26 protein-coding genes and 1 riboswitch are annotated in these 24,067 nt (G+C 34.2%); of the genes, 8 read left to right on the top strand and 18 right to left on the bottom strand.

Annotated elements, in window-relative coordinates; all coding sequences use genetic code 11:
* The first annotated feature begins 123 nt into the window (after nucleotides 1-123).
* The gene (gene typA, locus ACWG0P_RS09635; protein ID WP_455789553.1) at nucleotides 124-1,959 is read left to right on the top strand and encodes a translational GTPase TypA; all 1,836 of its coding nucleotides are present in this window, start codon (nucleotides 124-126) and stop codon (nucleotides 1,957-1,959) included.
* A 40-nt stretch (nucleotides 1,960-1,999) separates the two neighbouring features.
* Here typA and ACWG0P_RS09630 read toward each other — a convergent pair whose 3' ends face one another.
* From ACWG0P_RS09630 to ACWG0P_RS09615, 4 genes are all read right to left on the bottom strand, one after another.
* A complete protein-coding gene (locus ACWG0P_RS09630) occupies nucleotides 2,000-2,392 on the bottom strand; it encodes a hypothetical protein (RefSeq protein ID WP_455801537.1) in 393 nt (130 codons plus the stop codon).
* 89 nt (nucleotides 2,393-2,481) lie between these two features.
* The gene (locus ACWG0P_RS09625) at nucleotides 2,482-2,784 is read right to left on the bottom strand and encodes a DUF1648 domain-containing protein (RefSeq protein WP_455801536.1); all 303 of its coding nucleotides are present in this window, start codon (nucleotides 2,782-2,784) and stop codon (nucleotides 2,482-2,484) included.
* Complete coding sequence (locus ACWG0P_RS09620) at nucleotides 2,765-3,346, bottom strand: SdpI family protein (RefSeq protein ID WP_455801535.1); 582 nt, start codon at nucleotides 3,344-3,346, stop codon at nucleotides 2,765-2,767. The genes ACWG0P_RS09625 and ACWG0P_RS09620 overlap by 20 nt, the downstream gene beginning before the upstream one ends.
* A 52-nt stretch (nucleotides 3,347-3,398) precedes the next feature.
* On the bottom strand, nucleotides 3,399-3,701 hold the full coding sequence (locus ACWG0P_RS09615; RefSeq protein WP_455789558.1) for an autorepressor SdpR family transcription factor: 303 nt from the start codon (nucleotides 3,699-3,701) through the stop codon (nucleotides 3,399-3,401).
* A 107-nt stretch (nucleotides 3,702-3,808) separates the two neighbouring features.
* Between ACWG0P_RS09615 and ACWG0P_RS09610 the strand changes: the two genes are divergently transcribed.
* Nucleotides 3,809-4,195, top strand: coding sequence for a DUF3795 domain-containing protein (locus ACWG0P_RS09610; RefSeq protein ID WP_455789560.1), 387 nt, complete (start codon nucleotides 3,809-3,811; stop codon nucleotides 4,193-4,195).
* A 47-nt stretch (nucleotides 4,196-4,242) separates the two neighbouring features.
* A riboswitch (FMN riboswitch) is annotated at nucleotides 4,243-4,360 on the top strand.
* Between the two features lie 90 nt (nucleotides 4,361-4,450).
* Nucleotides 4,451-5,065, top strand: coding sequence for an ECF transporter S component (locus ACWG0P_RS09605; RefSeq protein ID WP_455801534.1), 615 nt, complete (start codon nucleotides 4,451-4,453; stop codon nucleotides 5,063-5,065).
* A 47-nt stretch (nucleotides 5,066-5,112) separates the two neighbouring features.
* Here ACWG0P_RS09605 and ACWG0P_RS09600 read toward each other — a convergent pair whose 3' ends face one another.
* From ACWG0P_RS09600 to ACWG0P_RS09545, 12 genes are all read right to left on the bottom strand, one after another.
* Complete coding sequence (locus tag ACWG0P_RS09600; RefSeq protein ID WP_455801533.1) at nucleotides 5,113-5,514, bottom strand: iron chaperone; 402 nt, start codon at nucleotides 5,512-5,514, stop codon at nucleotides 5,113-5,115.
* Between the two features lie 398 nt (nucleotides 5,515-5,912).
* On the bottom strand, nucleotides 5,913-6,788 hold the full coding sequence (locus ACWG0P_RS09595; protein ID WP_455801532.1) for a BRO family protein: 876 nt from the start codon (nucleotides 6,786-6,788) through the stop codon (nucleotides 5,913-5,915).
* An 816-nt stretch (nucleotides 6,789-7,604) separates the two neighbouring features.
* Nucleotides 7,605-7,907: a hypothetical protein gene (locus tag ACWG0P_RS09590; RefSeq protein ID WP_455801531.1), complete on the bottom strand. Its 303-nt coding sequence runs from the start codon at nucleotides 7,905-7,907 to the stop codon at nucleotides 7,605-7,607.
* A gap of 37 nt (nucleotides 7,908-7,944) precedes the next feature.
* A complete protein-coding gene (gene rlmD / locus ACWG0P_RS09585; protein WP_455801530.1) occupies nucleotides 7,945-9,303 on the bottom strand; it encodes a 23S rRNA (uracil(1939)-C(5))-methyltransferase RlmD in 1,359 nt (452 codons plus the stop codon).
* On the bottom strand, nucleotides 9,297-9,911 hold the full coding sequence (locus ACWG0P_RS09580; protein ID WP_455801529.1) for an HAD family hydrolase: 615 nt from the start codon (nucleotides 9,909-9,911) through the stop codon (nucleotides 9,297-9,299). The genes rlmD and ACWG0P_RS09580 overlap by 7 nt, the downstream gene beginning before the upstream one ends.
* Before the next feature lie 66 nt (nucleotides 9,912-9,977).
* Entirely contained in the window at nucleotides 9,978-10,376 is a 399-nt protein-coding gene (locus ACWG0P_RS09575; protein WP_455801528.1) for a DUF2752 domain-containing protein, read from the bottom strand.
* Nucleotides 10,377-10,380: 4 nt separating this feature from the next.
* Complete coding sequence (locus ACWG0P_RS09570) at nucleotides 10,381-10,713, bottom strand: DUF4234 domain-containing protein (RefSeq protein ID WP_455801527.1); 333 nt, start codon at nucleotides 10,711-10,713, stop codon at nucleotides 10,381-10,383.
* A 161-nt stretch (nucleotides 10,714-10,874) separates the two neighbouring features.
* A complete protein-coding gene (gene htpG, locus ACWG0P_RS09565; RefSeq protein WP_455789569.1) occupies nucleotides 10,875-12,812 on the bottom strand; it encodes a molecular chaperone HtpG in 1,938 nt (645 codons plus the stop codon).
* Nucleotides 12,813-12,927: 115 nt separating this feature from the next.
* Nucleotides 12,928-13,860, bottom strand: coding sequence for an AEC family transporter (locus tag ACWG0P_RS09560; protein WP_455801526.1), 933 nt, complete (start codon nucleotides 13,858-13,860; stop codon nucleotides 12,928-12,930).
* Nucleotides 13,853-14,233, bottom strand: a complete 381-nt coding sequence (locus tag ACWG0P_RS09555) for a VOC family protein (protein WP_455801525.1) — start codon at nucleotides 14,231-14,233, stop codon at nucleotides 13,853-13,855. Before ACWG0P_RS09555 ends, ACWG0P_RS09560 begins: the two co-directional genes overlap by 8 nt.
* A complete protein-coding gene (locus ACWG0P_RS09550; RefSeq protein ID WP_455801524.1) occupies nucleotides 14,214-14,717 on the bottom strand; it encodes a YbhB/YbcL family Raf kinase inhibitor-like protein in 504 nt (167 codons plus the stop codon). Before ACWG0P_RS09550 ends, ACWG0P_RS09555 begins: the two co-directional genes overlap by 20 nt.
* A gap of 76 nt (nucleotides 14,718-14,793) precedes the next feature.
* Nucleotides 14,794-15,153, bottom strand: coding sequence for a winged helix-turn-helix transcriptional regulator (locus ACWG0P_RS09545; RefSeq protein WP_455801523.1), 360 nt, complete (start codon nucleotides 15,151-15,153; stop codon nucleotides 14,794-14,796).
* Between the two features lie 109 nt (nucleotides 15,154-15,262).
* On the opposite strand from ACWG0P_RS09545, the gene ACWG0P_RS09540 reads away from it, so the two are divergent.
* The 3 genes from ACWG0P_RS09540 (at nucleotide 15,263) to ACWG0P_RS09530 (ending at nucleotide 18,237) form a co-directional block, all read left to right on the top strand.
* Nucleotides 15,263-16,102, top strand: a complete 840-nt coding sequence (locus ACWG0P_RS09540; RefSeq protein WP_455801522.1) for a carbon-nitrogen hydrolase family protein — start codon at nucleotides 15,263-15,265, stop codon at nucleotides 16,100-16,102.
* A gap of 96 nt (nucleotides 16,103-16,198) precedes the next feature.
* Nucleotides 16,199-17,002, top strand: a complete 804-nt coding sequence (gene proB / locus ACWG0P_RS09535) for a glutamate 5-kinase (RefSeq protein WP_455801521.1) — start codon at nucleotides 16,199-16,201, stop codon at nucleotides 17,000-17,002.
* Entirely contained in the window at nucleotides 16,993-18,237 is a 1,245-nt protein-coding gene (locus ACWG0P_RS09530; protein ID WP_455801520.1) for a glutamate-5-semialdehyde dehydrogenase, read from the top strand. The genes proB and ACWG0P_RS09530 overlap by 10 nt, the downstream gene beginning before the upstream one ends.
* Before the next feature lie 154 nt (nucleotides 18,238-18,391).
* Here the strand turns inward: ACWG0P_RS09530 and ACWG0P_RS09525 are convergent, their stop codons facing one another.
* On the bottom strand, nucleotides 18,392-19,393 hold the full coding sequence (locus ACWG0P_RS09525) for an isocitrate/isopropylmalate dehydrogenase family protein (protein ID WP_455801519.1): 1,002 nt from the start codon (nucleotides 19,391-19,393) through the stop codon (nucleotides 18,392-18,394).
* Nucleotides 19,371-20,729 (bottom strand): citrate synthase, encoded by a 1,359-nt coding sequence (locus ACWG0P_RS09520; protein WP_455789580.1) that lies wholly within the window; start codon nucleotides 20,727-20,729, stop codon nucleotides 19,371-19,373. The genes ACWG0P_RS09525 and ACWG0P_RS09520 overlap by 23 nt, the downstream gene beginning before the upstream one ends.
* A gap of 119 nt (nucleotides 20,730-20,848) precedes the next feature.
* Here ACWG0P_RS09520 and ACWG0P_RS09515 point away from each other — a divergent pair, with 119 nt between their 5' ends.
* Together ACWG0P_RS09515 and ACWG0P_RS09510 are read left to right on the top strand one after the other, a co-directional pair.
* Nucleotides 20,849-22,771, top strand: a complete 1,923-nt coding sequence (locus tag ACWG0P_RS09515; RefSeq protein WP_455801518.1) for an aconitate hydratase — start codon at nucleotides 20,849-20,851, stop codon at nucleotides 22,769-22,771.
* Nucleotides 22,772-22,848: 77 nt separating this feature from the next.
* Nucleotides 22,849-24,021, top strand: a complete 1,173-nt coding sequence (locus tag ACWG0P_RS09510) for a serpin family protein (RefSeq protein ID WP_455801517.1) — start codon at nucleotides 22,849-22,851, stop codon at nucleotides 24,019-24,021.
* The last annotated feature ends 46 nt before the right edge of the window (nucleotides 24,022-24,067 follow it).

Genomic DNA, 24,067 nt, shown 5'->3' with positions numbered 1-24,067 from the left:
ACTTTATCACCTACTTTCTCTAGTATATTGAAATAAGGGTGAAAATAATGCATTATTATGCGAAAAAAATTGTAATTGTTGCGGTTTCGGTATATTATTATAAGGTTAAAAGGTGGAATAAAAATGAGTGAAAAAGAAAAAATTATAAATATCGCCGTCATTGCCCACGTTGATGCAGGAAAATCTACACTAGTAGATGCCTTCTTACGTCAAAGTGATGTGTTCCGTAGCAACGAAGAAGTCGTTGACTGCGTGATGGATAGCAATGATCTGGAAAGAGAACGTGGAATCACGATCTATTCCAAAAACTGCAGTGTCATCCATGATGGTGTAAAAATCAATATTGTGGATACGCCAGGCCATGCCGACTTCTCTAGTGAAGTAGAGCGTATCATCAAAACCGTAGATACGGTTATCTTATTGGTAGATTCAAGTGAAGGTCCAATGCCTCAGACACGCTTTGTATTAAGTAAGTCTTTGGAGTTAGGACTTCGTCCAATTTTGTTAATTAACAAAATTGATAAGAAAGATGCACGTCCTCAAGAAGTTGTGGATGAAGTCTATGAACTATTCTTAGACTTAAACGCAAGTGATGAACAATTGGATTTCCCAATCCTTTATGGTATCGCAAAACAAGGTATTGTACAATATGATGTAGAAACACCTAGTGATTCTATTGAACCACTGTTTAAGACAATCTTGAACCATTGTGATGTATATCCAGATTTGGATGATGAACCATTACAAGTACAAGTATCTGCACTTGCTTATGATGAATATATCGGTCGTTTAGGAATTGGTAGAATTTATCAAGGTGTGTTACGTGCACAACAAAGCATTGTGGTATGTGATTCCTTTGGAAACAAACGTAATGCCAATACAACACAAATCTTTGTATATCGTGGAATGAATAGAGTTTCTGTAAAAGAAGCACATGCTGGTGATATCATCGTTGTGGCTGGTATCTCTGATATTTCTATAGGAGAGACTTTATGTTTGAAAGACCATGAGCTTCCATTGCCTGGTATCCATATCGAAGAGCCTACATTAAGTATGAACTTCATCGTTAATAAATCTCCATTTGCAGGATTGAGTGGAAAATTCGTAACCAGCCGTAATCTAAAAGATCGTTTGGAAAAAGAATTAGAAGTCAATGTTGGATTGAAAGTAGAACCAACGGATAGCGGAGATTGTTTCAAAGTCAGTGGACGTGGAGAACTTCACATCTCTGTACTATTAGAACAAATGCGCCGTGAAGGTTATGAAGTTGCTGTATCAAAACCAGAAGTTATCTTACATAAAGATAAAGATGGACATACCGTAGAACCAGTAGAAGAAGTTGTCGCAATTGCCCCTGAAGAATACTCAGGATCGATTATCAACAAATTGAATCTACGTAAAGGTACAATGATTGATATGGTAGAAGAAAATGGTTACTGCCGTATTACATATGAAGCACCAACTCGTGGATTGTTAGGATACCGTAGTGAATTCATCAATGATACACGTGGTGAAGGTACATTAGTTCGTAGAATCAATGGATATACAGAATACAAAGGTGATATCCAACAACGTGCAAATGGGGCTATGGTTTCTACTGAAACTGGTGGAGCTATGACATATGCATTATGGAACCTACAAGAAAGAGGTACCCTATTCATCACTCCTCAAACAGAAGTTTATCAAGGAATGATCATCGGTGTATCCGCACGTACAGTTGACTTAGATGTCAATCCATTAAAGAACAAAAAGCTTACCGCAATTCGTTCTTCTGGAAATGACGAAGCAATGCGTTTAACGCCACCTAAGTTGATGACTCTTGAAGAAGCATTAGAATGGATCAATGATGATGAGTTAGTAGAAATCACACCAGATATGATTCGTCTTCGTAAAAAAGGTTTAACACCTCAAGAAAGACGTCAATATTTCCGTGATCGTGTTTCCACAGACGAAATCTAAAGATAAAGAAAAGGATATGTTCTTCCATGAACATATCCTTTTATGTGCGTTTATCAAACTTTGTCTTACATTTTGGACAAGTGATTGTAATTTCACCTTTCCCTTTTGGAACACGCAGTTCCTGTTTACAACTTGGGCATTTATAATATTTATAGAATTTACGATCACGAAACCTTTTCTTTAAGGAGCGAAAACGACTTGTGATTGGAAACACCATACGTAAAAATTTTGTATTTTCCGCAGATCTTTTGTACGTCTTTCTGCTTAGAATTCGAAACCAACACCAAAACATTAGAATCAAAGATAAATATGTTAGGATCGGTAATCGTAAGAATGAAGACACAATGGTGATCACCAAGTATAATGCTAATAGAAAAAAAGATAACTGATCAGGACCGTATCTCCCTCTCATAAAATTTTGTAACCATCTCATGATAAAATCTCCTTCCATCGGGACTCATTATATCACTTCAATTAAGGAAATTCCATGAGATACGCAAATTTAAGATAGTTTCACACAATCTACCTAAGAAATGCAGTATACACTAAAAAAGCTATATTTAAAATATTGAGTAACCATGATAATAATACAACACGTAGATCCAATCCACTTCCCTTTTGGTATCCTCTACAAATAACAAACCCAATTGCTGGAATTAGCCATACACCAAGATATTTATTCATACTCCAATTCACACTTCCATCTCCCGCAAACTGCATCGGCATATCCATAGGCAAATAAAACAATAAGATGAACGTGGAGACAAGGCTAATTACAAAAGGTAAAAACACCATAAATTTCATATCATAAAGCCTGTTTTTCATTGTTTTTTCTCCTTTGATCAAAACGATAAGATAAAAGTCCAGGTATAAAACACCATAACAATACTCCCATCGCCATACATTCTTTACTATCTAAAAAGTATCCAACCATCATAACAATCAAACATGGAATTGTACAGTATCCAACCATACGATGCGCATATCGCCAAGTATGCTCATTTTGTAAAGTCCATGGCAATCGCAATCCTAATGTTCTATTATAGCCAATCTTAGGTGAAAGATTTCCAAGTACGCCTACCAACAAAATCAAAAACAAATAAGAATTTCGATCTTCATTCATAGAAGTAGGAGCAATGAAGTAGCTATAACAATACACCACAACCACTATCAACATCGAAAAAGCTGACAAGTAACGATACGTCTTCCATTTTGGGCTTCCTTTTTCATAATTTGAAAAAACATCCGCATGATGAAACAGATACCATTGAATCAATAACACCATACCAACAAAAACATAACGAAGCAAATCAAAATAATTAGAAAGTACGCCAAGTACAATCATCACAACTGTGCAAACATTTAATACACTTCTATTCTTCTTCATAACCATTTCCCCTCGCTCTCATACACTCTTGCGTAAAGAACATAAATACAAACTATAACTTTTCATTTTGTTGTTTAAGTTCTACAGCCTCACTCTTGGTATGTTCAAAAAAACTTAAAAAATCTTGCAGTGTATTTTGTAAGGCCGTTGTATTGATTGAATATACAACAAATTGACCACGTTTTACACAGTCTATTAAATCTGCATTTTTTAATATATCCAAATGTTTGGATATGGCAGGTTTGGACATCTCAAATTCTTTTGAAATATCTCCCGCTGATAGATCCTGTGCTCTTAGAAGTTGTAAAATCTTTCTTCTTGTTGGATCTGATAAAGCCTTAAATACATCTGACATGAAATCGCCTCCTATCGATATTTAACTATTTAGTTAAATATATTATATAACTTTCCAATACAAAGTCAATATATTCTTATGTTATAATGACAACAGGAAGTGATAAAATGAAACCTAACCAAGATACCGCTGCCATATGTGGATTGTTTTGTGGAACTTGTCCTTGTTATCCAACAAGCTGTCATGGATGTTTATCCGCCCATGTTAGAGGAGACTGTGAAACATGCGCCAATGGCTTTCGTGCTTGTGCAAAACACCATCGAGTAACACGTTGTAGTGAATGTGCAGATATGCCTTGTGAACGCCTTTTAAATTTTAAAAAGTGTCATTATCAAAATGGTATTGGTCACCATGAAGAAGTAATTCATGATCTTACTTTGATGAAAAGCATCGGTATAGATGCATGGGTGCATCAAAAAACGATAGAACATACTTGTCCTCATTGTGGAAAGCTTATCTATTGGTATGACAAAAACAAACATACTTGTAAATAAATCATCTGCGTTGACAAGAAAATAAATTCCTGTTATGATATCCGTGACAAAAACTTCAGGGTCGGGTGAAATTCCCAATCGGCGGTAAACCCCGCGAGCCATGTATGGCAGGAACCGAGTGTAATTCCGGTGGCGACAGTAAAGTCTGGATGAAAGAAGTGTATTTTTTTATGTAATTCCCTAAAGGTTTTGTTGAAAGACCTTTTTTTGTTATAAAAAAGGATATGTGAACGATATGTAGAGGAGGAAAATATCATGTCAGCATATGTTTCAACAAAAAACCGCATGAACATTCATGCAATTACCAAAATCAGTATTCTAGGAGCTTTATCCTTTATTCTGATGATGTTCGAGTTTCCATTACCAATCGCACCAACGTTTTACCAATTAGACTTCAGTGAAGTCGTAGTACTCATTGGTGGATTTGCATTGGGACCATGGGCTGCTGTTTGTATTGAAGGACTTAAGGTTATTTTAAATCTAATGATCAACGGTACTATTACCGCAGGAGTTGGTGAATTTGCGAACTTTCTAATTGGATGTTCCCTTGTTTTACCAGCTGTCATTATCTATCAAAAAGACAAAAGCAAAAAACATGCTCTCATTGGTTTATGCTTAGGTGTTGTTCTTATGACCATCGTCGGTGCTATCTTGAATTATTTTGTATTGATTCCAGCATATACAATGTTCGCAAAAATTCCATTAGATATCATATTGACAATGGGAAAAGCAGTAAATTCTAACATAGATGGTTTGTTTGCACTCATTATGATCTGTGTAGTCCCTTTTAATTTGATCAAAGGAATTATGGTCAGTGCTGTGGTGTTTATAGGATATAAGAAAGTATCACCACTATTGAAAAGATTATAAACCCACGTTTCACCTAATAAAACAAGAAAAGTGCCCCTCGGCACTTTTTATTTTGCTTCCTTCTTTTTCTTTGACTTCTTAGCTTCTTCTCTTTCTATTGCATATTGCTCATTTTCCTTCATACGAAATTCCACAATCTCCTTAATAAGTGTGATAGGAATATCTTTTTTATCATCTAAATGAATTGATCCTTTAGTACATACAAAATCTTTTAAACAATCTTGAAACATACTCACACCAGTATTCGCAGGATAAAAGCCAATATGATGTTTTGCCTTCGCAAAATGAACCAGATTAAAGCCACAATATACAAACGTTGGCATTTTCCAACTCATTCTCTCCTCTGCTTCAGGGCAAACTTCTTTAATAGTTGCATATAGAAGTTGCATACGTTTCGCATCTTCCTGTGAAAACTGAGCAATATACTCATTGATTGTATTTATCTCCATTGAAACTCTCCTTTATAATGTTTAGTGTAAACAAGAAATTACATTAAATTATTTCCTATATCTGTACTGCAAAGTGAATTTGTAAGTTACTTTCTATAAAGCCTATAGCCCAACCACCAATAAGTTTTCCAAAATAGTTAAATGCTTCTGGTAATACTATATTTTTACTTTCACTTGCTAATGCTTCAAAAAATCTTGCATTACTAATTCCTCCAGTATAAATATGTTCTATTGCAAATTCTAATCTCTACCTTTATTGCTTTCTTACAAATTTCACGACGGATTCTACATGGACTATAGGTCACTTTTAGACGCCACATAAGCAACTTATCCCATTAAGAAATGCTTTTTTGATAGTGCATTCTGGCTACAATCGAAAAAATTTAAAATACACTATATTATATGACTATTACCTCATTTTCGTTTTTTTCTTCTTCTACATTACTTATAACATCACTTATTAGCTTTGCAAAGTCAATTGCATTCATCGAAGTAATAACTGGTTTTCCTGTTTCTTCTTCCAATGCCTTTCTCGCAATTCCTGCAACACTTCCACCTCGGCGAGCTATATCTTTATTGTCGTCAAAAGTTACTGGTCTTTCCTCTTTTGAAATATCAGTAGTTGATGTTTCAGCAAGCATATTCAAAACAAGTTCAGTCGTGCTCATATTGTCTCTTAAATTTTCTTTTTTCAAATTCTTCAACTTCTTGTATTGTTTCGTGTTCATTCCAGACCATGCTCTTGTTATTTCGTTCGTCAAAATAGCATATTCTTTTCCTTCTTTTACCCCTCTATCATTCCACTCATCCGTCAACTCTTTTCGTACTTGAATTGCTTGTAACCTTTGATTGATCCATTCACGACTATAGCCCTTTTGTAAATATGTTGCAAGGGCTCGTTCTATTGTTAATTCTGGGTCGATAGTTTCTTCAATACGCTCCGCCCCCACTCTTGACAACCAAATTTTAAAAGGCTCCGCTTTAGGTGAAGAAATTGATTGAATAACTCGTAGTATACCTTCTATACTAGCTGCTTGAATAGCTCTTTTCTTTCCATCCTTTGAAACCATTTTAACTGGGGTACAAATTGTACCCCAGTTAGCATTTAATTCAGGATCACGTTTTCTCATTTTTTTAACATATTGCTTAGGATCAATACTTTCTGCAAGTGCTTCAACAACATCAATAATAGAGAAATACCATTCTTCTTGTTCAACATCCCAGACACTTCTGATTTTTTTGTTTTCAAATAATTGAATTTCGTTGTTATCCATACTTTACCTCCTTAACAAATTCTTAATTTAATTGTTGTCTACATCTATACTACAAAGGTGAATTTATAGAACTTTCATATAGAAAGTATCAAATTATTTTTCCAAATCTAAAAGGAATCCATCTACTCTATCTAATAAATAATTCAAAGGGTTCTCTAGATTATTTTTAATTTTATTCATTTCTATCAAATCATCTATTTTTAGCAAAATAATAAGTTTTCCATTTTCGCTTAAACATCCTTTTGCAGCCCAATATACATTTTCACTATAACCATTTGCAGATATTATTACCGCAACGCTTCGTAATGTTTTAGAATATAAAAATTTTTCCGTAGTTTATACTTCTTTTTGAGTAATTACTATTAAATTTGGATACATTTCTTGAAAAAACTTCTTCCTACTTTCTTTAACATTAAATGCTGTTACTAGTATTGGTTGCATATTACTATGTTCCAAAACTTCATATATTCTTTTAACAGCCATATCCGTCACTCGAGAATATTTAATTTCAACACAAATCTTTTTTTTATTAAGAAACGATATCTATTTCGCATCTAGGCTTATTTTCTATACCATACAAGTTTCACATTCTCTCCGACAAATTCTAATTTGTAATTCTATTTTATCTTTACCAATTTCACAACACTTTCCACATGGACTGTATGTCATTTTTAGACGTCATATCGTTGGACTTATCTCATTGAAGAAATGCGTCTTTTTAATTATGCATTCTAGCTATAATCAAAAAATATTGAAAATCACCTATTCCATTTTAAACTTATTCTTTATTAAACAAACTGGAATTTGCAGGATTGTTTACAAAACACTTTCACTATAAAACACAACTTCTTTGTGATGATTTTTTGCATATTCAATTTCTGACCTAACCGAATTACCAATATAATCATTTACATCTACTACATAAATCATGTCACTCATATCAATTTTTCTAAAGTGTGCTTGTTTAAGATTTTCCAACATTATTGCAGTAATATCAACATTTAGCTCGTTATAAGTACATTGTAAAACATTATATCCTTTTATGCTTTCTAATTCAAAAGCTACTTTTTTCATTTCCTTTGAAAATTTCATACTGCCACAAATAGTAATTGTTTTCATTTATTCTATCCACCTCTATAAATTCTAATTTGTTCCTCTATTTATTTCTCACTAATTTCACGATGCTTTCTACATGTTCTGTAAAAGGAAACATGTCCACAAGTTGCATAGTCCCTTCTGTTTGATATCCCATCTTTTGAAAGAGTTTTATATCTTGAATTTGCGTTTCAGGATTACAAGAAATATATAATACTTCTTTTACTTTTAACATCGCCACACTTTGAATAAATGCCTCGCTGCTCCCATTTCTTGGAGGATCCATAATGACAACGTCTAACTTCTCTCTCTTAGCTGCCATCTTTTGCATATACTTCCCCGCATCATCGCATTGGAAATGTATATTATGAATTGCATTCAGTTTTGCATTTACTTTCGCATCCGCAATGGCATCCTTATTAATTTCGACACCAATCACTTCTTTTGCGAATTGAGATGCATACATGCCAATCGTTCCAATCCCACAATACGCATCTAATACTTTTTCATTTCCTTGTAAATGCAAACGTTCGATGGCCATTTTGTAGAGAACTTCGGTTTGTTCATGATTGATTTGATAAAATGATTTTGCGGAAATACGATAGGTGCATCCACATAAGGTATCCTCTATATAGCCTTGTCCATAAAGTACGCGTTCTTCATTTCCAAGCACAACGCTTGTTTTTCTAGAGTTTACATTTTGAATAATGGTGGTAATCTCTGGGTGCTCCTTAAGTAAAACTTGTATGAAATTCTTACGTGCTGGAAACACGTTGGATTGAACAACTAAAACTACCATAATTTGTTTACTAATTTTTCCATAACGAATCAACACATGTCTTAACATACCACTTCGTTTGTCTTCATTATATAATTCCACTCGAAATTTTTCTAACAAGCGAGTGATCGTCTGTATAATTTCATCACATATGGATGGGTGTAAATGACAATCTTTATACGGTATAATTCTATGAGAAAATTCTTCGTAGAATCCTGCCTGTATATGACGTTGCTTATCTTTTTGAAAGCCTACAATGATTTTATTACGATAATGGTAAGGATCTTTCATAGTACAAACATCTTCTACCTTGATAGATAGTTTTGCCTTCTTACAAAGCTCTTCAATCATGTTCTTTTTATACTTGCTTTGTACATCTTTTTTCATATGCATCAAATGGCAACTACCACAGCGTTCATAAATTCCACATTCTGGTTTCACTCGATCTTTCGAGGGTTTTATCATTTGCTTAATTTGTGCAACATATCCTTTTTGAATACGCTTCTTGATAATTGCTGAAACTTCTTCATTCACAAATACATTTCGTAATAAGACATGATCTTTCCCTTGTACAAGAACACCATTCCCAAATTCATCTATATATTTAATAGTACCTTTTACAATCTGTCCTTCTTTTAACATAGTTTTAAACTCCCAATTATTTCTTCTGCTTTCTTTTTCGCATCTTCTAAATTTTCAAATAATACACCATGCACTTTCAATCGATTCGCTTGTTCGATATTAGGCAAGTTATCGTCGAAAAATATCGTTTCTTCAGGAATCAAAGAATATGTATCAAATAAAGCTTGATAAATCTTTACATCTGGTTTATTTACTTTATATGCATAAGATAGTATTTCTCCATCCACAATTTCAAAAAAAGGCATGCATCCCTTCAAATAATCTGCAGAATCTTTACTTATATTAGAGAGTAAATACAAATGAAATCCTCTTGTCTTTAGTTCCTTCATATAGGCAAACGTTTCCGGCATAAATTTCATAAGAGGAAGCCAGTGTTGTAATATGTAGGAGATATCTTCATATTGTATAGGATATGTTTCTTGGTAGATTTCATGGAGCTCATCCATAGTTTTTAACCCTTGATCATACCATCCCCAAGCATCATGTGAAAACACCTGATGGCAGAGCTGTTTTGTCTTTTCTTCATCTTTAAAATGGGGTAAAAAGTGAGCCATTGGATGAAATGTAACCAATACATTTCCAATGTCAAATACGATATTTTTAATCATTTAACGCACATCCTATCTATAGGTATATTATACATGATGAAGCTCTATATAAAAAGAAAATTCCACCTAGAATAGATGGAATAGCTTTACGAAGATTGCCTGTTCATTAAATTGCATAGGCATATTTGGAAATACCGTAATCATACGTACTACATAGATACCAATAAACACAATCAAGAATACCGTAGTAGCACTCTTAAAGGCAATGGTTTGTTTCATATCTACTTTATATTTATAAAACAGAAAAGCGCATATACCTGCGTATATTAGGAAAAACAACCAAGCTGGATGATAATACGTCGCAGTCTCTATATTGCCTCTTAAAAGCCAATATAAAGCAGTAAACATATTACAGCCAGGACAAGGTACTCCAAACATATGTTCAATGGGACAGGCATTTCCAATAAAGAATAATAGAATGAAAATCCCAATACCTAATGCAATACGATCACGATACTTCTTCATAACACTAATAAGAACTTTGACGATCGATTAAGTTATTGATACTGCTTTGTAAAATAATCAATGATATGATTTGAAAACCAAGAACGGCTAAAATTACATTGATGATGGAGTTATCTTCTCCTCCAAGATTTACGAGTTTCTTAGAATACTTCCAATAACAGTAAATTCCCCAAAGACCACATGTAATGATCGTAAGAAGCAAATCTGTACCTGCTGTATCATTCTCTTTACTAGCATAGTTGATATCCGACATTACTTGGTAAAAATATACTAATTGCATAATGCCACAAGTAATAATGGATAATATAACCATACTTACAAGACTACGTTTTCTCATATTAAATCCTCCCTTTTTCTAACTAACATAGTACCATACACTATGTTATTTGCCTAGCAAAAATTCCCCTCTTATGAACTTTTTATTTTTTTGTTCCTGTATTATAGAAAATAACTTGCAAAAGAAAAGACACATGTTGTTTCATATGTCCTTTGCTCTTTTTATTTACTTGCGCGAATCATAAATTCACAGATTTTCTTAGAAAATTCTGTTGGACTTTCAATTGGGAACCCTTCGATTAACAACGCTTGATCATATAATAAGTCTGCATAATCTTTTACAGCATCCTTATCTTGAGCATAAACTTTTTGTAATGCTTTGAAGATCTCATGATCTGGATTGATTTCCAAAATACGAGTCGCTTTCATACCATATGGATTTGCATCTGGCATTGCGCTCAATACCTTTTCCATTTCAAAAGACATTCCCTCTTCACTACTCAAGCACACAGGATCATCAATCAAACGAGAGGATACTTTTACTTCTTTAACTTTATCACCTAATGCTTCTTTGATACCAGTTAACATATCCTTGTTTTCTTCACTTTTCTTTTCTAATTCTTTCTTTTCTTCTTCACTGCTTAAATCCAAATCACCTTGTGAGATATTTTTGAATTTCTTTTCTTTATAAGCACCTAGAATTTGCAATGCGAATTCATCTACGTTATCTGTTAGATATAAGATTTCATAACCTTTTTCTTTTACTTTCTTAACTTGTGGCAATTGGTTAATCGCATCAATTTTCTCTCCACTCATAAAGTAAATAGAATCTTGTCCTTCTTCCATACGATTGATATATTCATCAAGTGTTACAAGTTTCTCTTCTTTTGAAGAATAGAACAACAACAAGTCTTCTAACAATTCCTTATTGGCACCGAAATCGTTGTATACACCGAATTTAATCTGTAATCCAAAATTCTTCCAGAACGTTTCATATTCTTCACGTTCGTTCTTTAACATCAACAACAATTCTGATTTTACTTTCTTTTCAATACGATTTGCAATAACTTTTAATTGACGATCGTGTTGTAACATTTCACGAGAAATGTTCAATGAAAGATCTTGAGAATCAACCAATCCCTTAACAAAACGGAAGTGTTCTGGAATCAACTCTTCTGCATTGTCCATAATGAACACACCACGGCTATATAACTGAAGACCTTTTTTGTAATCTTGTTGGTAGTAATTGTAAGGCGCCTTTCCAGGAATAAATAATAGTGTTGAGAATGATACTGCACCTTCTACACTCGTATGAATGACTTTTTGTGGTTCGTGGAAGTCATTGAATTTATCTTGATAAAATTCATTGTATTCTTCCTTCGTAATATCAGATTTACTACGTTTCCATAAAGGAATCATAGAGTTCAAAGTTTTTAATTCATGAACAGTTTCATATTTTGGTTCTTCATTTTCTTTTTCATCTTCATTTTCAACTTCGATGCGTTTTTGTTCTTCTACCATCATCTCAATTGGGAATCGGATATAGTCAGAGTACTTCTTAATCAAACGTTCAATTTCATATTGCTGTAAATACTCATCGTAGTTTTCATCTTCACTATTGTCTTTTAAATACAATGTGATAGTTGTACCATGTTCTTCTTTGGTAGTTTCTTCAATACTGTATCCATCTACTGCGTTGCTGCTCCAGATATATGCTTTTTCTTCTCCATACTTTTTGGTATGCACTTCTACACGAGAAGCTACCATGAATGCAGAATAAAATCCAACACCGAATTGTCCAATGATATCTACAGCTTCATCTTTTGCGTCTTCCTCATTTAAGCCTTCTTTAAAAGCTAAAGAACCACTCTTCGCAATGGTACCAAGGTTTTCCTCTAACTCCTCTTTTGTCATACCAATCCCATTATCGCTAATGGTTAATGCACGGTTCTCTTTATCTACATCTAAATGAATCTTAAACTCACTACGATTAATTCCACTGATGTTATTAGATAATGCTTCATAATATAGCTTATCAATTGCATCACTTGCATTGGAAATTAATTCACGTAAGAAAATTTCCTTATGCGTATAAATAGAATTGATCATTAGATCCAAAAGTCGTTTCGATTCTGCTTTAAACTGTTTGTTTTTTGCCATGTTCGCAACCTCCTATTAGCACTCTTTATATAAGTCTGCTAATAGTATAAAACATTATTTTAGCACTGTCAACATTATAGTGCTAAAAAGAATAAAAAAGTATAAGAGAAAAATCTCATACTCCTATCATTCTCATAAAACTAATCCATAAGAATAAAGACAGAATACTAAATAGCGTTGTAAACACAACGATTTGTCCTGCTAATTCGTGATCCATATTCATACTTTGTGCCATTGTAAAACTTGACACTGCCGTCGGACTTGCACTCATCGCTAGTAAAGCAATCAATGCTTCTTGTCGAAATCCAAACCACCATGCAAGTCCTACCACACATCCCGGTAAGATCAAAAGTTTTCCAATACTTACAAGCATCAATACATGAAGATTATGACGAACCTTAGCACATACAAAACTAGCCCCTAGTAGAAATAAGGCAAGTGGCGTTGCACTATCCGCAATCATCTCAACACTAACTTCTATCGGTTTCAATAATCTTACATTACATGTGACACACACAAATGCGCATGCTGCCCCAATAATCAAAGGATTGCTACATGTCTTCTTCAATAAGGTGATTCCACTACATTTGCTATTTCCATACCCTTGTAAAACAAGAATTGATAAAACATTGTACAAAGGTATTATAAACGCAATTAATATAGCAGTCGTACCTGCATGTTGTTCACCAAAGAAAGAAATGGTTAATGGTAGTCCAAACAAAATAAAGTTACTACGAAAAGTCCCTTGTACAACAACACCTTTTCGAATATTTTTCATTGATGAGTGATGTACCATCCATAAAATAACTAGGAAAGAAAGCAGCACTACACCCACTGCAAATAGAATCAACTTCCACGATATATTTTCCCACGAACTATGATATACACTTGAAAATAAAGACATTGGTAAAAACAAATAAAAACAAACCTGATTCATCTGTCGTACACTTGTCTCTTGTATCCAACGAAGCCTTTGTGCTAAAAAACCTAACATCAACATTGCGCATAAAGGAAACACAGTTTCAAATGCAAATAGAAAGCTATTCATAACTACAGAATTCTAATAAATTCTGATCTGGATCACGCACATAAAAGGAATGCATCTCCCCCAATACTCCATGTTTGATTCCTATTTCAGAAGTCTTTATCCCTTGTTTATCCAACGCATGTATCATTTCATCTAAAGAGTCCTCAATTTCAAAACATAAATCCAATGTCCCTGGTTTTGCAAGATATGCATTGGGCTTTAACTCTTGTCCTTCTATATGCACATTCAATTTAAAATCTCCAGCATATAAGGCAAAACGCATACCTTCCTCTACAACTTTAAATCCTAACATTCTATAAAAGCCAAGACATTCTTCTACATGTTTGCTTGTTAACACTACATGATCAATCTTCTTAATTTTCGTATACTCCATATAAAACACCTTCTTCTAGGATATGTCCCTTCATCTTATGAAACATTTCATTCATATAGAATCCATTTTCTAATTGCAACAATGTATCTAATGCATAAACATGAAGTTCATATTCATGCGGCGCATTTGGTGGTGCCATACCTCCATAATAACGCGACAATTCTTTCGATTGTTCTCCCCCTTGTATACTTGTCCAACTATTGAGTCCTTGCACAAAATCTAGCGCACTTTGACTTTCATTTTCCATAATCTCTATTCTAGTAATATTTGCCGCAACCCAATGTGTCCATACAAAACCACCAGATACTGGAATCGCGTCTTTGTCTTCTAATACAATCGCAAAACTTTTTGTTTCTGCTGGTGCTCCTTCGATTTTAAAAGGCAAAGAGTATGTTGGCATTCCATTTTCGTTAAACTGTGTGCCTCTTTTCCCATACATATCCTCAATCTTACCATTTATTATTCCTGTACTTGTTATGATCATATAAAAATCCTCCTCGTTCTACCTATAGTGTAAACAAGGAGGATAACTTTGTAAATTACCCACTTTTTTGTGTGTATCAAAGAATCCCTTTCTCTTCTAATACATCTTCCATACCGTGGGTCTTCATATAATGTATTCCAATCTTTTGAAGAATACTCAACGCTTGTAACATCTCATTTCCTAATTCCGAAGTAAGAAAATATTCCACACGTAAAGGATATCCTTCGTATACTTCTTTATCTACTATGGAAAAAGCCATTAGTTCTTTTAACTGTTCCAACAACATCTTCTGCGATATTCCTTCAATATCATGTTCTAGCTTAGACAAGGAAGTTGGTCCTAATCGTAAACGCCATACGATGATTGGTTTCCATTTCCCTTTCATCATATCATGTGTTAACTCCAAGGGACACGTGTATACATCTCGTAATTTCATAAAACCACGACCTCTCTTATTGAATATAGTATATCATTCCTATTGCGCAAGTAAAACTCTTTTACTACTAGGTAGTTGAAAATTATGTTACTATGAATATGGTGATATTATGAAAAACTTTAAAATAGGTGTTGCTCAACTTTTATCAGAAAATGGAAACTTAGAAGGAAATACAAACAAAGCTCTTTTCTATATGGAACAAGCTGCCAAGGAACAGGTAGATTTACTTCTTTTTCCGGAATGCTTTTTAACTGGTTATCATTTCCCTATTTCTACTTATGAAGCTCTAGAAGAAGATTCCTGTTATATACAGCGTATTCGTACCAAAGCGAAAGAACTTTCCATCAGTGTTGTGATTACGACGTTTACAAAAGGAATAAAGAAACCTAGAAACACGGCATTTATAATTGATTCTAAGGGAGATATCCTATTGCGCTATGATAAAGTTCATACGTGTGATTTTGCGGATGAGAAAATGATAGAAAATGGAACTTCCTTTCCTGTATGTACATTAAATAATATACAATTGGGAGTGATGATATGTTATGATCGGGAATATCCTGAAAGTGCCCGAGAATTGATGCTAAACGGTGCAGAGATTATAGTAGTACCAAACAATTGTGGATCTATGAAACCTCGCCTATGTGCACTACAAACACGCGCATACGAGAACATGACAGGAATTGTGATGGCAAATGCGCCAGGGAACAATGCTGGAAATTCTTGCGCATATTCTCCTATTGCTTGGGACAGGGATGGAAATTGTTTAGATATGGAAATGATGATGGCAGACGATATGAGTGAAGACGTATATTATGTAACATATGATATGGAACAATTACGCTTTTATCGTGAACATGAAATGATGGGAAATACCTTTCGAAAATGCATCGCATATAAAAACTTACAAAATGAGGAAGTAAAAAAACCCTTCCTACGTCATATATAAAGTCCTCCTACATATTCTAAAATGAATGAAATAGTTGCCTATGTGTAGATTCTCGTCTATAATATAAGAAAACATTTACAAAGGGGTTGTAAGAAAATGAAACAAATGAAAGATATTAACAGAATTGTTGTGAAAGTAGGTTCATCTACCTTAACACATGCAAATGGTGGATTAAATTTTCAAAAGATCGATCAATTAGCTATGGTGTTGAGTGATATTAAAAATAGTGGTAAGGATATTATTCTTGTATCTAGTGGTGCAGTTAGTGCTGGAGTAAGTAAACTACAAATGAAATCACGCCCAACTTTGATGCGCGAAAAACAAGCAGCTGCTTCTGTTGGTCAATGTGAATTGATGTTTATATATGATAAGTTTTTCTCTCAATATGGACAAAAAATCGCACAATTATTGATAACAAAAACAGTTACCAATGATGAAACATTGCGAACAAACGCAATTAACACATTAGAAACTCTTTTAGAATATGGAGTAATTCCTATTGTAAATGAAAATGATAGTGTCGCTGTAGATGAAATTGCATATGGTGATAATGATACATTAAGTGCTGTCACTGCTTCTATTATCCATGCAGATCTTTTAATATTGTTAAGTGATATAGACGGTCTCTTTGACGATGACCCTTCAAAAAATTCAAACGCAAATTTGATACCTGTGGTAAGCACTATCGATGAATCCATCGAATCTATGGCAAAAGGTGCTGGTAGTAAACATGGAACTGGTGGGATGGTTACGAAAATACATGCCGCAAGATTTGCGAATGAACGAGGTATTCCTATGATTATTGGTAATGGAGAACGCCCTGCCATACTGTATGATATATTAAACAATGACTATCGAGGCACTTTATTCGATATTGAGGAGGAATCATCATGCAATTAGAAGAACTAGGGAAACGTTGTAAATCTTCAAGTGCGCAGATTATGAACGCAAGTTCACTTGAAAAAAATAAAATACTAGAAACAATCGCAAATGAATTACGCAATCATAGCGCAGAAATTATAGAAGCTAATAAAAAAGATATAGAGGCTGGAATCGCAAATCAAATGAATGCTGGTTTGATTGATCGTATGAAGTTAGATCAAGCGCGTATTGAACAAATCATTGAAGGAATTTATCAAGTTATGCAACTAGAAGATCCTATTGGTGAAATTAGCGAAATGAAGACTACATCTAATGGATTGCAGATTGGTAAAATGCGAGTGGCGTTAGGGGTTGTTGGAATGATTTATGAAGCACGTCCCAACGTTACGGTTGATGCGGCCATTCTATGTTTAAAAGCTGGTAATGCAGTTATGTTGAGAGGGTCTAAGGATATTCTACATTCGAATGTAGTGCTTGTTTCTCTGATGCGAAAAGCATTAACAGATTGTGGATTCAACAAAGATATTATCACTTTGCTCGAAGACACTTCTAGAGAAACAGCAACAAAGTTTATGAAATTAAATCTGTATTTAGATGTTCTAATACCAAGAGGTGGCGCAAATTTAATAAAAACTACCGTGGATCAAGCAACTGTACCAGTGTTAGAGACAGGTACTGGTAATTGCCATGTGTTTGTTGATAAAGAAGCAGATTTAGAAAAAGCTACTGCTATTATACTGAATGGTAAAACAACAAGAACTTCGGTATGCAATGCGTTAGAAAGTGTTTTGATTCATGAATGTATAGCCGATGATTTCACCATAAAATTACTTCAAAAACTAAAAGAAAAACATGTTGTCATACATGCGGATGAATATATTAGTAAACTGGATAAGGAGTGTATTCTTGCTATTGAAGAAGATTATTACAAGGAATATCTCGATTTAGAAATTTCTATTAAACGAGTTATTTCTCTTGATGAAGCTATCCATCATATTAATAAATATAGTACTCATCATAGTGAAAGCATCATTTCTGAAAACTATACTAATGTTAAAAGATTTTTGCGTGAAGTTGATAGTGCTTGTGTATATGCGAATGCTTCCACTCGCTTCTCAGATGGTTTTGAATTTGGTTTAGGTGCTGAGATAGGTATAAGTACACAGAAATTACATGCTCGAGGCCCTATGGGACTTAAGTCTTTAACAAATGAAAAATTCATTATTCTTGGTGATGGACAAATAAGAAACTAGCACAGATGATGTGCTAGTTTCTTTACTTTCAAACGTCTAAAGGGAACGAGCTAGCGCCTCGTTCCCTTTCTTTATGGTTGTTTTCACAACCTATGCCTAGTATCTATATAATAATCAAAACAACCAACGCTTTCAATATAATATAAGATATATTCTAGTTCTCTAAATGTGAGATGATCGCATCTCGATAATCCTCTGTCTTAGCATTTCCATGTAAATCAGGAGTTAATGCATTTGCTTCCTGAAGTACTTCATCTACCGCTTTACGAATCTTAAATGCAATTTCATGTTCTCCAAGATGTTCTAACATCATACATGCAGACCATAACAATGCTGTAGGATTTGCAATATGTTTACCAGCAATATCTGGTGCTGAACCATGCACTGCCTCAAACATAGCATAGTCATTTCCAAGATTGCAACTAGGCAACAATCCCAATCCACCAATTAAACCCGAAGTCAAATCAGAAACAATATCACCATAAAGATTAGGCATTACCATAACATCGAATGTTTCAGGACGCATAACCAATTGCATACAAACATTATCCACAATTTTATCATCCGAAATGATACTTGGATATTCTTTGGCAATTTCTTGAAAAATATCTAAGAACATTCCATCACTCATTTTTAAAATGTTTGCCTTATGTACACAAGTAACTTTCTTACGATCATTCGCAACTGCATATTCAAATGCATCACGGATGATTCTTGTACTTGCTTTACGTGTGATAATTTTCTTAGCATGAACTGTATCAGCATCTATTTGTTCTTCAATTCCAACGTATAAATCTTCAGTATTTTCTCTAAAAGTAACGATGTCCACATTTGGAAATGGTGTTACTACTGCAGTATTTGATTTTGCTGGACGAATATTTGCATATAAGTCATATTGATTACGCAAGGTAACATTTAATGAACGAAATCCTTTTCCTATTGGTGTTGTAATTGGTGCTTTTAAAAGAATCTTGTTTTTTTCAAAAGATGCGAATGCTTCATCTGGAATCAATTTTCCATTGCGGTGATACTCAGCTTCACCAACTTCGAAACATTCATATGTAATTGGGGCTTTTGCAGCCTCCAATATTTTTAATACTGCATCACAGATTTCAGGACCGATGCCATCTCCTTTAAATACTGTTATCGTCTTCATTATTTCTCTCCTCCATTGGTATATATTTCTTTGTTGTTCCTACATATTTCGTCGCAGGACGAACAATTCTTCCATCGTACAACTTATTTTCAATATTATGAGCAAGCCATCCAACAGTTCTAGCCATGACAAACAATGGTGTAAACAAATCTTCAGGAATTCCCATCATTTCATATACAAAGCCACTATAGAAGTCAACGTTACTAGAAACATTAATTCCTTTCACATCTAGGATAACTTCTTTCGCACATTGTTCAAAGCGTTGATAGAAAGCATATTCTTTCTCTTTGCCTTTCTTTTCCGCTAATTTTTCGATATATCCTTGTAATACTTCACTACGTGGATCACTTAACGTATAAATTGCATGTCCTAATCCGTATACTAAGCCAGAATAATCATAGAATTGCTTGTGCAAAATACGATAAATCAATGCTTTGATTTCGATTTCATTTTCACAATATCCTATTTCATCGATAACAGCACGCATCATTCCACTTACTTTTAAGTTTGCGCCTCCATGACGTGGCCCTTTTAAAGAACCAATAGCACCTACGATAGAAGCATAGATATCTGTTCCAGTGGAAGAAATCACCACATTGGTAAAAGTTGAGTTGTTACCTCCACCATGATCCGCATGAACGATTAAGATCATATCAAGTAATTGTGCTTCAAGTTTTGAAAAGCTATGGTCTTTACGAAGCATGTATAAAATATTTTCCGCAATTGATAAATGTGCTTGTGCAGGGTGGATTACCAATGACTCTTTATTGTATTTATGCATTTTACTTTGATAAGCGTAGCATAAAATAGATGGCAATTTCGCAACAATATTAATTCCCTGTTCCAATGTGTTTTCCACAGTGATGTTATCTGGAGCGTCATCATAATCATATAATCCAAGAACCGCTTGTTGGATACGATTCATAATGTTTTTACCTGGCATTTGTAAGAATTTAGATTCTAAAAAGTCATTTGGCAATTCATAATGAGATCTCAACAATTCACAAAAACCATCCAATTCTTTTTGACTTGGTAAGTAGCCAAAAAGTAATAAAAAGCAGGTCTCTTCATACCCGCATATCGTTTCATAGTTTCTACCCTTGATTATATCACGAAGTTCGATACCACGATAATAGAGTTTACCTTCATCATCCTGTTTTACATTTTCAACTATTTTATATCCGACAACGTCTGCAATCTTTGTTAAACCGACACGTACACCGGTACCATCCTCATTACGAAGACCCTTTTTTACATCAAATGTACGATATAGATCGTTGGCAATATCATTGTGTTCTCTAGCTTTTTGATAGAACGAATTTAATAGATCATTCATAGCATGGCCTCCTTTTGCAATATTCTTTCAATATTATATCATATTTTTCATAAAATCAATGAAATATTTTCATTTTTCATGGTATAATAATCCTTGTATATGAGAAAGGAAGAAGATTTATGCCAACAATTACAGAGAAAATATTAAAAGCACATCTTATCGAAGGTGAGATGAATCGTGGTGAACCAATCGCCATCCATATGGATCAAACATTAACACAAGATGCTACAGGTACCATGGCGTATCTACAATTAGAAGCCATGGGAGTGGATCAAGTAAAAACTGATATATCCATTAGTTATGTAGATCACAACACGTTACAAAGTGGCTTTGAAAACGCAGATGATCACAAGTATTTACAAACCGTAGCTATGAAACATGGAGTTCGTTTCTCTCGTCCTGGAAACGGGATTTGTCACCAAGTTCATTTAGAACGCTTTGCAAAACCAGGAGCAACCTTATTAGGAAGTGATTCTCATACACCAACTGCTGGAGGTATCGGATCCATTGCGATTGGTGCTGGTGGATTAGATGTTGCTTGCGCAATGGCGGGTATGCCATTTCATTTGAATATGCCAAAAATCATCAATGTGAAACTGAGTGGAAGTTTAACAAAAGGTGTTAGTTCAAAAGATATCATACTTAAAGTATTACAAATTTTAAGCGTTAAAGGCGGCGTTGGAAATGTAATTGAATATAGTGGAGATGGTGTTTCTACCCTAAGCATTCCTCAACGTGCAACCATTACCAATATGGGGGCTGAATTAGGCGCAACTACTTCCGTTTTCCCAAGTGATGAAGTCACTTATGAATTCTTAAAGAAACAACAACGTGAAAATGATTACACAGAAATCAAGGCAGATGAAGATGCTGTTTATGATCAAGTAATTGAACTTGATTTAAATGCTTTAGAGCCAATGATTGCAATGCCTCACTCTCCTGATAATGTATTACCTTTATCTGAAGTATTAGGTTTAAAAGTAGATCAAGTTGCGATAGGAAGTTGTACAAACTCTTCTTATATGGACATGATGAGTGTTGCCAATATGTTACATGGTAAAACAGTAGATCCAAGTGTTTCTTTAGTTGTATCTCCTGGTTCTCGTCAAGTTCTTCACATGATTTCTCAAAATGGAGGACTAGCGGATATGATTTCTGCTGGAGCTCGTATTTTAGAAAGTACTTGTGGTCCTTGCATTGGTATGGGACAATCCCCTATTACGAATGCATTATCTCTTCGTACCTTCAACCGTAACTTCTATGGAAGAAGTGGTACCTTAAGTGCTAAAGTATGCTTAGTTTCTCCTGAAACGGCTGCCGCAAGTGCATTGGCTGGATACATTGTAGACCCTAGAACTGTGGATTATACATTACCAGAAGAACCTGCTAATTTTACCATCGATGATCGTATGGTAATCATTCCTGACAAAGAAACAGCAGAAGAAACAGAAGTTATTCGTGGTCCAAATATCAAACCATTACCAATCAATACACCATTAGATGATACAATTGTAAAACAAGTTATGATTAAAGTTGATGACAATATCACAACAGATCATATTGCACCTGCAGGCGCAAAAGTTCTTCCTTATCGTTCTAACATAGAAAAAATAAGTGAATTTATTTTTATGAACGTAAAGGAAAGCTTCCATGATGATTGTTTAAAATATGGTGGTGGATTTATCATTGCTGGAAACAACTATGGTCAAGGAAGTTCTCGTGAACATGCCGCACTAGCTCCTATGTATTTAGGAATTAAAGCTGTGGTTGCGAAAAGTTTTGCAAGAATTCATCGTGCAAACTTAATCAATTTCGGTATCCTTCCTTTTACCTTTATCAAGGAAAGTGATTACGATACAATTGATGAAATGGACGAATTAAAATTAAGCGATTTAATGAACTTAAAGGAAAACACACCTGTCACAATGATGAACCTTACAAAAGGCCTTTCTTATCAGGTTGCTCATAATTTAACAGCTTTAGATATCGAAACTATTAAAGCAGGTGGAACATTAAATCTTATCCGACAAAATCAAAAATAAGAAAAGATGCGAAAGCGTCTTTTTTTTGAAACATTTTCCTTTTCCATAGGGTATAAATTGTAGAATGGAGGGATTTTATGAAATCTAAACATATAGGTTCAATTCTACTAGTTTCCTGTGTATTGCTTGGATGCTCTGTTAATAATGCAACAAGTGAGCCAAAGAAAGAAATACCATTATCAAAGGATATGATAAAGTCCGCGAAGCAATTTTCTAGTAAGAGTGCAGCCTTCCTACTAAACAAACAAGAAAACATTTGTTATTCTCCTATGAGTGCATATCTTGCCTTAAGTATGAGTGCACAAGGCGCACAAGATACAACTCTAAAAGAAATCCATGAAGGATTAACCTTCGATGGTACAAATAAATCTTTAGCAAAACAAAGTAAAGATTTAATTCAATCCCTAAAACAAAACGAACATATCCTTTTAGGAAATTCTCTTTGGATAGATGCTCAATTTAGCTTAGATTCCGCATGGAAACAAACATTAGAAAAACAATATTTTGCGGATACCTACTCAGTTGATTTCAATAACGAAAACACAAATAAACAAATGGTGGATTGGCTCAATAAGCAAAGCAAAGTAACATGGAATATCGACTTGCCTATTCAAAAAGATACCAAACTATCTATCATGAATACGATCTCCCTGCTGAATGAATGGGAACAACCTTTCACACAAGAACTTACAAAACAAGATAATTTCTATCAAGCAGAGAATACTACTATAAAAGCAGATTTCATGCATATGTTAATAGATAGTCCATACTTAAAAACAGAAGACTACGAAAGAACACAACTTCCCTTAAAGGATGGTAATCTAATGTATTTCTTCCTACCAACACAACAAACTACAGTAGAAGATGTATTACAAAGCGATTGGTTAGAAGAACTCGATAATAAACAAGCAGAAGAAAGTAAGTTAATAAACCTTGCTCTTCCTAAATTCAAATACAATACAGACTTAAATTTAAAAAGCATGTTTCAACACCTTGGTGTTCAACAAGCCTTTGAACAAAATGCGCAATTCAAAAATAACATATATATTTCCTCCATCCTACAAGGCACACAAATGGATGTGAACGAATTTGGTGTAACAGCCACAAGTTATACAAAAGTTGATTTAATAGAAACCGCAAGAAATCCGGAGGGTAAAGTATCATTGAATTTCAATCGCCCTTTCTTATATGTTCTAACAACCAAAGATTGTCTACCTCTATTTATCGGTAGTGTCTATCAACCAAAATAAGCAGACTCCATATGTGGCGTCTGCTTTTCTTTCATTCCTATATACA

Source organism: Amedibacillus sp. YH-ame6 (assembly GCF_053848845.1).
This window is presented reverse-complemented; position numbering and strand designations above follow the sequence as displayed.